Source organism: Methanoregula sp. (assembly GCF_003170075.1).
Classification (GTDB): domain Archaea; phylum Halobacteriota; class Methanomicrobia; order Methanomicrobiales; family Methanospirillaceae; genus Methanoregula.
Map to the genome: position 1 here is coordinate 1 of NZ_PMZU01000026.1, position 13,281 is coordinate 13,281.

A 13,281-nucleotide genomic window follows, 5' to 3' on the forward strand; every position below is an offset into this window, starting at 1 on the left:
TCCGGGCCCCTTCGGGGCACGGCAGGGCAAGGTAGTTTTTCATGTCTGTTTTAGTCACTGACCCGCCGCGGGGGCGCCCCTTCGGGGGCGGCGGAACTCATCGTTATATGATAGGAATAACCTCATTCTCATATTTTCTGAACGATTTTTTTTGATAAACCATTGTTAGAAGATCCGGGTATAAGGGGAAAACCGAATCTTTTAGGGTAAATCGCAAGGGACAAAACAGAGACGGGGATTATTAACTGCGATCCTGCAAAAAAATCCGCCGGTGGATGATCCGCCACGAGAGGATGAGCTGGACAAGATCGGTCGCGGTGACCGTGGTGCGGTTTTCGAAGATCGCAATCGGGTGGACACTGGTCTGCTGCTCGATGCTTTTTTCCAGTTTCCGTACGGTTTCGTAGTTCATCTCGCCGTCAAAGGTGAGCGCCCGCATCCGGGCACAGGCCACGTTCTCTGTCGAGAACTCGATCATAAAGTCGTGGTCGTGGAATGAGAGGAGCGAGTACAGGTCGATATTGAGATCGACGTCTGCTACCACCTGGTTCATCCGGTGTTGGAGGAGGGAGATCCGGTAAACATTTTCAGATTCTCCCTTCTCTTTCCCGTACCGGGAATACCCGATGCGGATGACCGCATCCGCGAGGCACCGCTGCGGGGCGATAAACGTCTCGTAGTCCTTCTCGCGCCGGGCGATCTCCCCGGTGACTTCGGCTGATGAATATCCGCGCCGCCCGGTATCCCGCTGCCGCTTCCACGCGTACTTGACTTCAGGATCCGGGTCGACAAAGACGGAGAAGTCAAGGAGTTCCCGGAGCTTTGGCGTATAGAGGGTGTGGAGCCCTTCGAGAATTATAATCTTCTTCGATGCAAACGGCACCGGAGGATCGAACGTACCGGTCGCGTGGTTGTAAACCGGTTTTTGGATCGCGTAACCACCTTTGAGCCGCTCCACGTCCGTTTCAAGCTGCGCGAGGTTGTTCGCATCCGGGTGGAGCGGGGTAATATCGAGGCGCTTTCGCTCCTCCCGGTCGTACCGGTGGTAATCGTCGAGCGTGATGGTGGCGACAAGGTCAGGACCGAAGATCTGACGGATGGCGTTCGTGAATGTCGTCTTCCCGGACCCGCTGTCACCGGCGACGCCGATCACAAAGACGAGCGGCGACCGGGCGATGATCTCCTTGAAATGGGGAATACGCGGCATGCGTAACGGTACCTGCGACGCCATCTGTCTTTAAGATCGCGTGCAGGATATACCCCGGTTCTGGTATTGGGCCACTTCTTTTATGTTAGAAATAAGTAACATTAATACAGGGTTAATGTTAGAAATAGATAACATACGTGGAGCGTGAACCTGTATGCAGACAGAGATCAAAGAATACCGGGCCCGCTATTCCCTGACGCAGGACGACCTCGCAAAAAAAGTGGGCGTGCGGCGCGAGACGATCGTCTTTCTCGAACAGGGAAAGTATAACCCTTCGCTCCGGCTCGCCCACGACATTGCAAAGGCCCTGCACGCAACGATCGGCGACCTGTTCATCTTCGGGGACGATGAGCCGGAACCGGAGAGACGGGTCGTGCTCGTGGACTAAGCCGGTACGGTGTTACGGGGCGGCAGGTTCCGGCCCGGCCATGCTCCCGATACTATCGCATTTTTCCGGCACCCGGGACAGTTCGCAGAGAATTTTTATGGTCGCTTCCTTGTCGAGCGGGACGTTGTCGTTGCCGCACTTCGGGGAATAGATGCAGGACGGGCAGCCTTTTTTGCATGGGCAGTCGCGCACCAGTTCGTACGCGCTCAAAAAGAGTGCGGGAAGAAGTCCGAACGCCTTCTCCGCAAGGCCGATACCCCCTTCGTACCCGTCGTACACGAAAATTGTCGGTTCGCCATTTTCACCAAATGCCGGCGTGGAGAGTCCTCCGATATCCCACCGGTCGCACATGACATGGAGGGGCATGAGCGCGATAAGCGCATGCTCAGCGCCGTGCAGCCCGCCGGCAAGATCGAGACCGGCAGCGGAGACAGCTGCTGCGACAGGGTCCGGCAGGATGAGCCAGAAGGCTTTTGTCCGGAAGGTAAGCGGCGGGAGCGAGAGCGGTTCGACACCGAGGATCGTATCGCCCTTCTTGATCTTGTAACCGGTAAACTGCTCGGTCACTTCGACATCCCCAAACGCGCATTTCACGCGGTTTACGTCCCGGATCTCCAGCGTTTCGATGACGCGGAGGTCCACCTCTTTTAACGGCTGCGTGTAATAATCAACGTCCGTCTCGGTCACACGGACCGTGTGAGTTTCAAGGTCCATCTCGTTTACCACGTACGTCTCACCCTGGTGGAGCATGATCGCCCCCTTGTGCGCCTCGCGGTAGGCCTGCGCCCGATCCATCGTCTCAAGCAACCGGCCGTGGCACATGATCCGGAAACTCTCGGCCGCCATGCCATCGAGCCTCACCGCATCGGCAGCCCGGCCCCGTCCGGCGTACACCCACCCACGCGGCGTCTTTGTAATCAGGTTGCTTGCGGCCAGCTCCGCAAGCAGGGGCGCAAACGATTCGCCGAAAAACCCGGCATCGGCCTCTTCGCGTATTGGCAGCTCCGCCGCGGCGCAGAGCAGGTGCCCCGAGACGATGTAGGGGTTTTCGGTATCGATGATCGCGTGCTCGTGCGAGCGGGAGAAGAACGCATCCGGGTGGTGCATGAAGTACTGGTCAAGGGGGTTTGCCTGCGCCACGAGCACCGCGAGTGACTCCCCGCCTTTCCGCCCGGCACGCCCGGCCTGCTGCCGGGTCGACATCATCGTGCCCGGATAACCATCGATGATCACCGCATCGAGCGAGCCGATATCGATCCCAAGTTCGAGCGCGTTTGTCGAGACCACGCCCCGGATCTCCCCGTTTTTGAGCTGCCGCTCGATCGTGCGCCGCTCCTCGGGCAGGTAGCCGGCCCGGTACGCGGAGATGCTCTCTGCAAGCCGTGAGGAACTGCGCCGGGCATCCTCCCGGGTCCAGATGGTGACAAGCTCTGCCATCTTCCGCGAGCCGGTAAAGCACAGCGTCTGGAGGTCCCCTTTCACGCAGGAGAGCAGGAGATCTTTTGTCTCCTGGTGGGCGGAGCGTTCACCGATCCCGTCGTAGAAGGGATTGTAGAGGACAAAGTGCCGGGTCCCGTGCGGGGAGCCATCGGTGTCGACCAGAATAAAGGGACGACCCACAAGCCGCCCGGCAAATTCCTCCGGGTTTGCAAGGGTCGCAGTCGAGAGGACGAACTGCGGGTCGGAGCCATAGGAGTGTGCGACCCGCAGGAGACGCCGGATCAACAGCGCGATCTGGGAGCCGAAGACCCCCCGGTACCGGTGGGCCTCGTCAATCACGATAAATTTCAGGTGTGAAAAAAACGGGCTCCACTTCGCGTGCCACGAGAGGACCTGGTGGAGCTCGTGGGGGTTGGAGATGACGATCCGGGCGTTCTCCCGAATGGCTGCCCGTTTCGACTGCGGCGTGTCGCCATCGTAGATCGCCGGTTTTGCCGGGATGCCGGTGAACTTTTCCATCGCCTTGAGGGTGGCGAACTGGTCGTTTGAAAGGGCTTTTGTGGGATACAGGTAGAGCGCCCGGGCGTCGGGGACCGCAGCGAGGCCGGCAAACACGGGGATGTTGAACGCGAGGGTCTTGCCGCTTGCCGTGGGCGTGGTGATGATCACGTTTTTTCCGGAACGGAGAGCATTGATCGCCTCGCACTGGTGGGAGTACAGCCGGATGCCGCTGTGAGTGAGATATGCGTCAAGAGCCCCGGGAAGCGGCTTGTCCAGCGTGCCGTACCGGGCCGGCTCCGGGTCCGAGACCTGGTGGCAGGTGACCCGGCTGCGGTATACCGGGTTTGTCTCCAGAAGCCGGACCACGTCAGCGACAGCCACAGGTCTCCCCCAGCAGGTAGAAGAAGAGAAGCGCAAGCGAGACCACGTCCTGCCGGTTGTGGTCGACGATCGGGACAAGGGGGCCGCAGTTCTTTGTTTTCAGGTAGGTCTCGTAGAACTCCGGCACCATCTGGCCGGGGACATCATCGGTCCGGGCGACCCCAAGGACCTCTGATTCAAGCGCGGAGAGCCGGCATGAGGGAACCTGCCCTTTCCACCGGCGCCTCGAGAAGTGCAGCACATCGAAATGCGGGATCCGGGAGATCGTGCCAAGACCGTAGTAGGCCAGCCGGTCCTGCACATAGGGGAGATCGAATGCCTTCCCGTTGAAGGTCACGAGTGCCGGGCTGCGGCCTGAGAACTGCTCCACGGTTGCGGTGAGGGCAGCCGCCTCCTCGCAGATATCGCGCAACAGGTACTGGCGGACGACAAGATGTCCCACTTCTATGGTGCCGACGCCAAAGAGGATGATCGGCCGGGAAAAGAGCCCGAGCGTCTCGATATCGAGAAATACGTAATCTTCCGGCTCAAACGAACCGGCCGTCCCGAGGGCAAACGGATGGGACTTTGCATGCCGGCTGCCGACAAGGTCCATGACATCGTTTGGATCCGCACGGGTCAGCCGTTCGAGCACCTGCCGGGCCGCAGACCGGAACTTCGGGTGCTCTGCAAGATCCGCAATCGTCCGGTAGCCCCGGGCTTTAAGGCGCCGCTCCGACAGATCGCCCACCCCGTGCACGAGCGTGAGATCACAAAACATTTCCTGTGCAAGACGTGCCGTATCGATGGTGGTTGCGGGCAGGGTGTGGCGGCTCTCAAGCGCGACGCAGGAACCGCCTCCATTCAGGATTTCCTTTCCGGGGAAAAGGGTATCAAATTCAACACCGTCGTACCGGGAGACAAGCTCGCCAAGCAGGGCACGGGCCCTGTCGTATTCCGATGAGAAGACGCAGCTGCCGGCAAGACCCGCTCCAAAGACGTTCCCGTCGCGGACAACGTCGTACTCCCGCAGGGCGTCCATCCGCTGCTGCCAGAGCGCCCCGATCCTGCTTTCTGCCTGCATGGCGGCCATCTGTAATAAGGAAATCCGGGGACCGGACGGTTAAAGGCCGGCCGTGGAGGGTGAAAGTAATGCGAACCCTCATCATGCTGCCACGCGCACCATTTTTTAATGATCACGATCCCCCGGCACGGGGAACACGAACCGGCGGAGAACCGGCAGCGCTGCAGCGCGATGATGAACGCGTTCTGCACCGGCTGGAAGATCTAAACGGAGGAAACCGGATGGACATGAGGGACGTAAAAGGATTTCTTATTGACCTTGACGGCGTGCTCTACACCGGCGACATCCCCCTTCCCGGAGCCCGGAAAGCAATGGAATTCCTCACAGAGCGAGGCTACCCGTTCCGGTGCGTATCCAACTCGACGCGGAAGTGCCGGGCGACCATCGCAGCGAGGCTCAAAAAACTGGGGTTCGGCATTCCCAAACGCGCGATCTTCACCCCGACGCTTGCGGCAGTCCGGTACATGCAGGAGACCGGGAAACACCGGGCATACCTCCTTACGACCGGGGATGTGGACCGGGACTTTGCCGGAACCTGCACCGATGACGGTTCGACAAACGTGGACTACGTAATTGTGGGGGACGCAGGTGACAAGATGACCTACGCCAGTATGAACCACGCCTTCCGCTGCCTGATGGAAGGGGCTGACCTCATCGCACTCGAAAAAGACCGGTACTGGATGGCCCCCGATGGCATCTCGCTCTCGGCAGGGCCGTTTGTTGCGGCACTGGAGTCTGCAACCGGCAAGACCGCAACGGTCGTGGGAAAACCCTCAAAGGCATTCTTCGATCTCGCCCTCCGGGATATGGGGCTTGCCGCTGACGGGGTTGTGATGATCGGGGACGACATCCTGGCTGACATCGGAGGGGCACAGGCCGCCGGGATGCGGGGCATCCTCGTCCGGACCGGTAAATTCCGGGAGGAAGCGCTGGAAGCAGCCTTGATAAAACCCGCCGCAGTTATAAACTCTGTTGGAGATATCGGCACTATCCTGTAACAGGAAAGGACCATGTACCGCGCCGTAAAACCCCTTGCCGTCATTATTATCGTGCTGCTGGCCGTAGCCCTCGCAACCGGTTACCTGTACACCAGACAATCGATGGTTGTTCCGCATATTGTCCCTGGAGCGGAGCAGTCTGCCCCGATCATGGCCACCCATACGTTCTCCTTTGAGAAGAGCCGGATCACTATCTCGGTGCCGGTCGATGCCGCGGTATACAACGGTGCAAAATCGACCGATAAGTCGGTCTCGATCTATGGGAATGTCTCGGAGAGCATATGGGTTGCAGCGAGTTACCTCGAGATGGTCAACGATTCCGCACAGGATCCGATGTACGCAGACCTTACCGCCCAGTTTCGGAAGATCCGGGACGACCAGGGGCTTACGAGCGACGAATACCTTGAACTGATGGCGGCATACACTCAGTCACTCACCTACGAGACCACGCCCGACAACCCGGCGAAATACCCGGTCGAGACCGTGGTTGACGGGGCCGGTGATTGCGATGACAAGAGCCTGCTCCTTGCCGGGCTCCTCTCCCGCGAGGGATACAAGGTCGCGCTTCTCTTATTTTCCCCGGAGGCGCACATGGCGCTTGGCATCGGTTCTGTCGATTCGCTGTACAGGGACACCGGGTATGCCTTCCTTGAGACGACCAATCTCTCCTACGTGGGTGTACCGCCCGATGAATTTGAAGGAGGAAAGGTTCTCACATCAGAACCGCTGATCATCCCGGTCGGGAGCGGCACCACCATATACAGCAGCGGCGCGGAGACCTCGTACATCCACGATATTTCCATCCTGTCAGAGCAGGAGGCGCTGGGGATGGAAACGCAGATCAAACCGCTCGCTGCCGATCTGACCACAAAGGAAGATCAGATCGCCCTGCTTGAATCGCAGATGCAGGCCCTGCGGAGTTCAGGAAACATCGGAGCCTACAACGCGCAGGTCTCGTCCCACAACACACTCGTCGCGACCTATAACGCCGAACTTGCCACATACCGGCAGCATGTCGCCCACTACGACACTTATGCAAATGTCCACAATTATATCATCTCGCACGCGTACGACCGGAAAGGCACGTATGACTGGGTGAAAGCAAATGCGCCAGCGTGAATGGGATTTGCCGGCATCTTAAAAATCAGACTTCACTCGTCCCGTTCAGGAAGAGAGCGCGGGCGATAATCCCCCACTGCCTGCAACCGCCGGGTCGCCGTATCGCAGTACTGCCGGGAGATATCAATCCCGATAAACCGGCGCCCGAGTTTTGCGGCGACAAGCGTGGTCGTTCCCGCACCGTTGAACGGGTCGAGCACGATATCGTTTTTGTACGAGAAAAGTTTCATGAGCCGGCGGGGCAGTTCCTCGGGAAACATCGCGGGGTGATCGAACTCTTTCATGTGATGCTCGGGAGGGATCTTCCAGCGACCGATCACCCATTCCTTGAACTCGTCTGAGGTGATGTCGATGTCCTCGCGACGGCCAGTCTTCTTGTGGGTTTCCTTGTCAAAGACCTCGACAAACTCCCACGTGTACTTGATGTAGGGCATGGACGGCGATTTCCAGCTCCCCCACGAGGTGTACTTCGCATTGTAGTTGTTCTTCTCCCACAGGAACTCCGCCTTCCAGAGCAGGCCAAGGCCGGCCAGCTGCCGGGAGATGATATGGTGGGTCGGGACGTAGTCGGAGAAGAGCGGCTGGACATTGACGGCTATCCTGCCCCCGGGTCTGAGCACCCGGAAACACTCCCTCCAGACGGCGTTGAGAGTGGCGAAATATTCGTTCCACTCGTGGGTGTCGTCGTGCGGGTCCTGTGCGTATGCGTGGCCGAAGTTGTACGGTGGCGAGGTGATGACAAGGTCGACACTTTCTGAGGAAAGTCCGGCAAGGACCTTTACCGCGTCACCGCAGATGATTTGGTTGACGTACGGTTCGATCTCCGGGGTTTCCCGGGAATCCAATGACGCTTTTGCATCCTTTGAGCCCTTCCGGATACGGGCCTTTCCCGCCTTATCCCTGACTTTTTCCTGCCGCACCAGACCACGCTGCCTCAGGATACCGGTGTGCCGGCTAAGATAAAGAACACGTACGTCGTTTATCCGGGTCTCCTGCCGCGTCAGTTCATCCGTTCCTTCCAGACCCGGATGACAAGGGGGTAATCCCACACCTCCCCCCTTATTCATGGTACGGTGAAAAGCGTTTAATGCAGACATCGACATACACTGATGCGGTTAATCGTATGCTGGACATCGAAGACCTTCATGTGAATATCGGTGATAAGGAGGTGCTGCACGACATCAACCTCCACATCGATGCCGGGGAGACCCACGTGCTCATGGGCCCCAACGGCTCCGGAAAGACCACGCTCTTAATGACGCTGATGGGATTTTCAAACTATACGATCACCAGAGGGAAGATCACCTACAACGGAGTGGACGTGACCGCGATGCATGCCGATGAACGGTCCAAGCGCGGGATGGGGATGCTCTTCCAGCGCCCGCCCACCATATCGGGGCTCAAACTGGGCAAGCTCCTTACCGCTATTTCGCACGATAAGACCGTGGATATCCCGGAACTGGCCAAATCGGTGCATATGGGCGGATTCCTTGAACGGGATATCAACAAGGGATTCTCGGGCGGGGAGATCAAAAGGAGCGAAGTGCTCCAGCTGATGATCCAGAACCCGGACTTCGTGATGCTCGATGAACCGGAGAGCGGGGTCGATCTCGAGAACATCTCGCTCATCGGAACCGTCATCGGATCACTGCTCGAAAAGGAGAAACGGATCGGAAAGAGATCAAAAAGTGGCCTTGTGATCACCCACACGGGGTTCATCCTTGATTATATCGACGCGGACAAAGGGCACGTGATGTGCGACGGTATGATCAAGTGCCACGGGAATCCCCGCGAGATCTTAAAGGACATCAAGCAACGCGGCTATAAGGAGTGTCTGGAATGTCGCCAGAGCTGAGTGCGCCGGGCATATCAAAGGAGGACCAGGAACGACTCGTCCAGTCGGGGATCAACCTCTCCATGGAGAACCGCTGCGGCAGTTACCTCCAGATGAACCAGGATGTCGTCCATGCCGAGTGCCATCAGGAAGGCATCGAGGTCCTCTCATACAAGAAAGCGATGGAAAAATATAACTGGCTCAAGGAATACAACTGGAAGGCCGTCGACAAGGATAAAGACGAGATTACGAAGTACGTGGCGGCCCAAAACGATCCCAAAGGTTATGTAATTATCGCCCACAAAGGCTCGAACAATATCCTCCCGATCCAGGCCTGCCTCTATCTCGGGCGGGAGACGATCCAGCATGTCCACAATATTATCATCGCCGAGGAGGGCGCTGAGCTCCATATTATTTCGGGATGCACAAGTGGCGGACATGTTGGCCAAGGCGCGGCACATTACGGTGTTTCAGAGTTTTACATCAAGAAAAACGCGAAGATCAGTTTCACTATGATCCACACGTGGACAGAGAATATCGAGGTCTTCCCACGCAGTGCGTCTATCGTGGAGGAGAACGGGGTGTTCCTGTCAAACTATGTCTGTATGCAGCCAGTCAAGAAGGTCCAGATGTACCCCACGGCAACCCTGAAAGGCGAGAACTCGGTCGCACGGTTCTCCACGATCACTATCGCGTCCCCTACGTCATACATCGATACCGGGTCGAGGGCGATCCTTGAGGGGAAAGGCTCAAGTGCGGAACTTATCACCCGTGCGATCACAAAAGGCGGGACCATCATCTCGCGGGGCCAGATCATCGGGAAAACCGCTGGGACGCGGGGACATCTCGAATGTAAAGGGCTGATCCTCAAAGACGGAATCATCTACGCGATCCCCGAAATTGACGGAAGGGTGGTCGGTACCGAGCTCTCCCATGAAGCAGCCGTGGGCAAGCTTGCGCAGGAAGAGATCGAGTACCTGATGGCCCGTGGGCTCTCCGAGGACGAAGCGACCGCGACGATCATCCGGGGGTTCCTTGACATCAAGATCGCCGGTCTACCCGACGCACTCCAGAAACAGATCGATGCCACTATCGATGTTGCAGAAAAAGCAGGGTTCTAGATTTAAGAATAACCCATGACTCCGCCGTACCAGAGATCGGACGAGCGCCGCAGGATGGTGGATCAGCAGATCGAGGCCCGGGGCCTCCGTGACCCCTTCGTCCTTGCCGCGATGCGGGATGTGCCCCGACACCTTTTTGTCCCCCAACCCTATGACCGGGATGCGTACGCGGATGCCCCCCTGCCCATCGGCAACGGGCAGACCATCTCCCAGCCGTATATCGTGGCACTCATGACCGTCCTGATCCGCCCGGCGTCCACGGACACCGTGCTCGAAATCGGGGCGGGGAGCGGGTACCAGGCGGCGATACTCTCGGAGCTTGTACGAAAGGTGATAACGATCGAACGTATCGAAGAGGTGGCGGCGCTTGCACGGGCCAACCTTGCGGCAGTCCGTGCAGACAACGTGGAGATCGTTCTCGGGGACGGGACACTCGGGTATCCTCCGGGCGCACCGTACAACGGCATTATTATCACTGCCGCAACACCGGAAATACCCGGCCCTCTCAAGGAGCAGCTCGCAGAAGGGGGCAGGCTGGTCGCCCCGGTAGGAGATCGCATCCTCCAGGAACTGGTCGCGCTCGAACGGCACGGGAACCGGTTCACAGAGGAGCACCATGGCGGCGTCCGGTTTGTACCGCTCATCGGCAGACACGGTTGGGAGGATTGATTATGCCATGAAAATTATCGACATCACACGCACGCTTTCGGATAAAACCGTCTCGTACCCCGGCGATACACCCCCGCAGTTTTCCCAGAGGGATGCGGGGATGTACCTGATCAGCGACCTGCATATGAACAGCCATTCCGGGACCCACATTGATGCTCCGGTCCATTACTTAAAAACCGGGGATACCGTCGACACCATCCCGCTCGATCACCTGATCGGCCCGTGCCGGGTGCTGGATGTGAGCCGTGCCGGCAGTACGATCACGGCAGCAGACCTCATCGGCAGGCTCGGTAGCTCGAAGCGTATCCTCTTAAAAACGATGTTTTCTGGGGAAGACCGGTTCCGGGAGAATTACCCGCACCTGTCCCTTGATGCGGCAGAGCTGCTCAGCACAAACGGCATTCTCTCTATCGGGATCGACTCGTTCTCGATCGAGGCGTTTGTCTGCGACGGATCGGTACACCGGGAATTGCTCGGCAACGGGTGTATTATCATCGAACTCCTTGACCTTTCCGGGGTAAACGAAGGGGAGTACGAGATGGCGGCGTTGCCGCTGCGACTGGCCGGACTTGACGGTGCACCCGCCCGGGTCGTGCTCATGCAAAAGGAGGAGATAGCATAATGGATATCATCACGGATTCGGTAACCAGGCTCGAAGAGATCATCCACCACAGCGGCTGCGAGGAGACGGGGGTCCATCTCGATGTCGATCCCACTGCAAAAACCTGCGAGTACGAGCGGGGCGCCTGCATGGTCGCCTCGTTCGGGGGGCGCAGCGCGGAATTTGTCACGGACGATCCGATCCGGGCAATGACAAAGATCTCCTTTATGTTCGGGGCGTCACTTGAAACTCCGAGAGTCCGCAGTGCCGCGTGCGCCATCATCAATGTCGCCACCGGGTTTTTCTGCCTCTCCCGGGTGCTGCATGCCTGTCCGAAGGCCTCACACGCTCCCTGCCTGCGTGAACTGACGGAAAAACTCGAACGGCACCGTGTATTTTGTATCGGAAAGATACCGGTACTGGAACGGGCACAGGGTTTGGAAGTGACCACGAATATTGATAAAGCGGATATCATCCTTGTCAACAACGAAGGAATTATTGCACCGGAGACCGGGGACTTGGTGGCAGCATGGGGCAAGAGAAAACAGATTATCTTCCTCGGGCCATCCACCGCCGGGGTCTCCCGCATCCAGCAGCAGGAACACTGGTGCCCGTACGGGAAGCAGACGCCGGATTTCATCCCGGCTCCGTCACAGTAAAAAAAGGCTATAACTCTTTTTATACAAAACGCCCACCATGATTCATGCTTTTTGGATCATCGGGCATCCGTCAGCGGTTTGACCGGTCGCTGGTGGAGACCGCGCTTGCGGTCGGTGCTGTCATGGGGGAACGGTTCCCTGATTGCATTGTAGGAACCGACACACGGACCACAAGCCCGGTGCTTGCCCGGACCATACTTGCAGGAATACTCGGGGCTGGAGGACACGCACGCTTCACCGGGATCGCCCCCACACCCTCCGTCGCATACAGCGCCCGCACCGTGACGGCCGGGTGCATGATCACCGCCTCCCACAACCCCGAGGAGTACAACGGGATCAAACTGTTCAACCCGGATGGCTCCTCGTTCACGCAGGCCCAGCAGAAAGAGATAGAGGAATCCTTGAAAGAACCGCACTGGGCAGACTGGCGCCACCAGGGGAAAGAATGTTCCTTTGACGCGCTCACGCCCCATAAAAAAGCGATCCTGGACGCAGTCTCCATCGATCCCGGCCTTTCGGTCGTCGTTGACTGCGGGAACGGCGCCGGTTCCGTGCTGACGCCCGGCCTTTTAACAGATGCCGGGGTAAAACCGGTCTGCCTCAACTGCAATCCAGCCGGGCATTTTGCCCGTCCCTCGGAGCCTCTCAAAGAATATATGGGATACGTGGGAGAGATGGTAAAAAAGACGGGAGCAGGCTGTGCTGTCGTCCACGATGGCGATGCCGACCGCATGATGGCGTTTGACAATAAGGGCCGGTATATTGACGGCGATCACCTGCTCATGCTCTTTGCCGAACATCTTAGCGCAAAAAAGGTGGTCACAACCAGTGACGCCTCTATGATCATCGAGGAGATTGCAGAGGTTCACCGCACTCCCGTGGGAGACGCATTTGTGTCCGAAGAACTGCTTTCGTGGGGAGATTTCGGGGGAGAGCCGAGCGGTGCCTGGATATTCCCGCACCACTCGTACTGCCCCGACGGTCCCTTTGCCGCAGCCCTGTTCTGCGAGATCGCGTCGGGCTGTGATGTCGCTCGCAGGCTGGATGCCATGCCGGCCTACCCGATCCTCCGCGAATCGATCCAGAACGAGAGGGCACGCGAGGTAGTCACCGGTCTTGGCGCAGCAAACCCGACCGACGGCATCCGCGTTGCACGGGAAAACGGGTGGTATCTCATACGGGCGAGCGGGACCGAACCCAAGATCCGGATTACCGCTGAAGGCACCACGCTCCCGGGAGCAAAGGAGATGCTGGAACAGGCAAAAACCCTCATACGGCAGGGGAAAACTGCTTAAATATT

General features: G+C 58.3%; 13 protein-coding genes. 9 read left to right on the top strand and 4 right to left on the bottom strand.

Annotated features, from left to right (window positions below; all coding sequences use genetic code 11):
• Positions 1–241: 241 nt before the first annotated feature.
• A complete protein-coding gene (locus tag QZN75_RS02535; RefSeq protein ID WP_292424323.1) occupies positions 242–1,207 on the bottom strand; it encodes a phosphoribulokinase in 966 nt (321 codons plus the stop codon).
• A gap of 154 nt (positions 1,208–1,361) precedes the next feature.
• On the opposite strand from QZN75_RS02535, the gene QZN75_RS02540 reads away from it, so the two are divergent.
• Positions 1,362–1,595, top strand: coding sequence for a helix-turn-helix transcriptional regulator (locus tag QZN75_RS02540; RefSeq protein ID WP_292424325.1), 234 nt, complete (start codon positions 1,362–1,364; stop codon positions 1,593–1,595).
• Positions 1,596–1,607: 12 nt separating this feature from the next.
• Here QZN75_RS02540 and QZN75_RS02545 read toward each other — a convergent pair whose 3' ends face one another.
• On the bottom strand, positions 1,608–3,917 hold the full coding sequence (locus QZN75_RS02545; protein ID WP_292424327.1) for a DEAD/DEAH box helicase: 2,310 nt from the start codon (positions 3,915–3,917) through the stop codon (positions 1,608–1,610).
• The gene (locus QZN75_RS02550; RefSeq protein ID WP_292424329.1) at positions 3,904–4,989 is read right to left on the bottom strand and encodes a ribonuclease H-like domain-containing protein; all 1,086 of its coding nucleotides are present in this window, start codon (positions 4,987–4,989) and stop codon (positions 3,904–3,906) included. Before QZN75_RS02550 ends, QZN75_RS02545 begins: the two co-directional genes overlap by 14 nt.
• 212 nt (positions 4,990–5,201) lie before the next feature.
• Between QZN75_RS02550 and QZN75_RS02555 the strand changes: the two genes are divergently transcribed.
• Positions 5,202–5,978 carry a TIGR01458 family HAD-type hydrolase gene (locus QZN75_RS02555; protein WP_292424331.1) on the top strand — a complete coding sequence of 259 codons (777 nt, stop codon included), beginning with the start codon at positions 5,202–5,204 and terminating at the stop codon, positions 5,976–5,978.
• 12 nt (positions 5,979–5,990) lie between these two features.
• The gene (locus tag QZN75_RS02560) at positions 5,991–7,097 is read left to right on the top strand and encodes a hypothetical protein (protein ID WP_292424334.1); all 1,107 of its coding nucleotides are present in this window, start codon (positions 5,991–5,993) and stop codon (positions 7,095–7,097) included.
• Positions 7,098–7,129: 32 nt separating this feature from the next.
• Here QZN75_RS02560 and QZN75_RS02565 read toward each other — a convergent pair whose 3' ends face one another.
• The gene (locus QZN75_RS02565) at positions 7,130–8,146 is read right to left on the bottom strand and encodes a site-specific DNA-methyltransferase (RefSeq protein WP_292424336.1); all 1,017 of its coding nucleotides are present in this window, start codon (positions 8,144–8,146) and stop codon (positions 7,130–7,132) included.
• Positions 8,147–8,220: 74 nt separating this feature from the next.
• Between QZN75_RS02565 and QZN75_RS02570 the strand changes: the two genes are divergently transcribed.
• From QZN75_RS02570 to QZN75_RS02595, 6 genes are read left to right on the top strand one after another with little or no spacing between them, the layout of a single operon-like run.
• Positions 8,221–8,952, top strand: a complete 732-nt coding sequence (locus tag QZN75_RS02570; RefSeq protein ID WP_292424338.1) for an ABC transporter ATP-binding protein — start codon at positions 8,221–8,223, stop codon at positions 8,950–8,952.
• Positions 8,937–10,052: a SufD family Fe-S cluster assembly protein gene (locus QZN75_RS02575; RefSeq protein ID WP_292424341.1), complete on the top strand. Its 1,116-nt coding sequence runs from the start codon at positions 8,937–8,939 to the stop codon at positions 10,050–10,052. Before QZN75_RS02570 ends, QZN75_RS02575 begins: the two co-directional genes overlap by 16 nt.
• A gap of 15 nt (positions 10,053–10,067) precedes the next feature.
• Positions 10,068–10,721, top strand: a complete 654-nt coding sequence (locus tag QZN75_RS02580; protein WP_292424344.1) for a protein-L-isoaspartate(D-aspartate) O-methyltransferase — start codon at positions 10,068–10,070, stop codon at positions 10,719–10,721.
• Complete coding sequence (locus QZN75_RS02585) at positions 10,669–11,343, top strand: cyclase family protein (RefSeq protein WP_366652789.1); 675 nt, start codon at positions 10,669–10,671, stop codon at positions 11,341–11,343. Before QZN75_RS02580 ends, QZN75_RS02585 begins: the two co-directional genes overlap by 53 nt.
• A complete protein-coding gene (locus QZN75_RS02590) occupies positions 11,343–11,981 on the top strand; it encodes a hypothetical protein (RefSeq protein ID WP_292424347.1) in 639 nt (212 codons plus the stop codon). Before QZN75_RS02585 ends, QZN75_RS02590 begins: the two co-directional genes overlap by 1 nt.
• 44 nt (positions 11,982–12,025) lie before the next feature.
• Entirely contained in the window at positions 12,026–13,276 is a 1,251-nt protein-coding gene (locus QZN75_RS02595; protein WP_292424351.1) for a phosphopentomutase/phosphoglucosamine mutase, read from the top strand.
• Positions 13,277–13,281 lie beyond the last annotated feature (5 nt).

Coding starts and splice junctions, on each gene's coding strand:
- QZN75_RS02535 (WP_292424323.1), bottom strand. CDS start 1,207: ATGCCGCGTATTCCCCATTTCAAGGAGATCATCGCCCGGTCGCCGCTC.
- QZN75_RS02540 (WP_292424325.1), top strand. CDS start 1,362: ATGCAGACAGAGATCAAAGAATACCGGGCCCGCTATTCCCTGACGCAG.
- QZN75_RS02550 (WP_292424329.1), bottom strand. CDS start 4,989: ATGGCCGCCATGCAGGCAGAAAGCAGGATCGGGGCGCTCTGGCAGCAG.
- QZN75_RS02555 (WP_292424331.1), top strand. CDS start 5,202: ATGGACATGAGGGACGTAAAAGGATTTCTTATTGACCTTGACGGCGTG.
- QZN75_RS02560 (WP_292424334.1), top strand. CDS start 5,991: ATGTACCGCGCCGTAAAACCCCTTGCCGTCATTATTATCGTGCTGCTG.
- QZN75_RS02570 (WP_292424338.1), top strand. CDS start 8,221: ATGCTGGACATCGAAGACCTTCATGTGAATATCGGTGATAAGGAGGTG.
- QZN75_RS02575 (WP_292424341.1), top strand. CDS start 8,937: ATGTCGCCAGAGCTGAGTGCGCCGGGCATATCAAAGGAGGACCAGGAA.
- QZN75_RS02580 (WP_292424344.1), top strand. CDS start 10,068: ATGACTCCGCCGTACCAGAGATCGGACGAGCGCCGCAGGATGGTGGAT.
- QZN75_RS02585 (WP_366652789.1), top strand. CDS start 10,669: ATGGCGGCGTCCGGTTTGTACCGCTCATCGGCAGACACGGTTGGGAGG.
- QZN75_RS02590 (WP_292424347.1), top strand. CDS start 11,343: ATGGATATCATCACGGATTCGGTAACCAGGCTCGAAGAGATCATCCAC.
- QZN75_RS02595 (WP_292424351.1), top strand. CDS start 12,026: ATGCTTTTTGGATCATCGGGCATCCGTCAGCGGTTTGACCGGTCGCTG.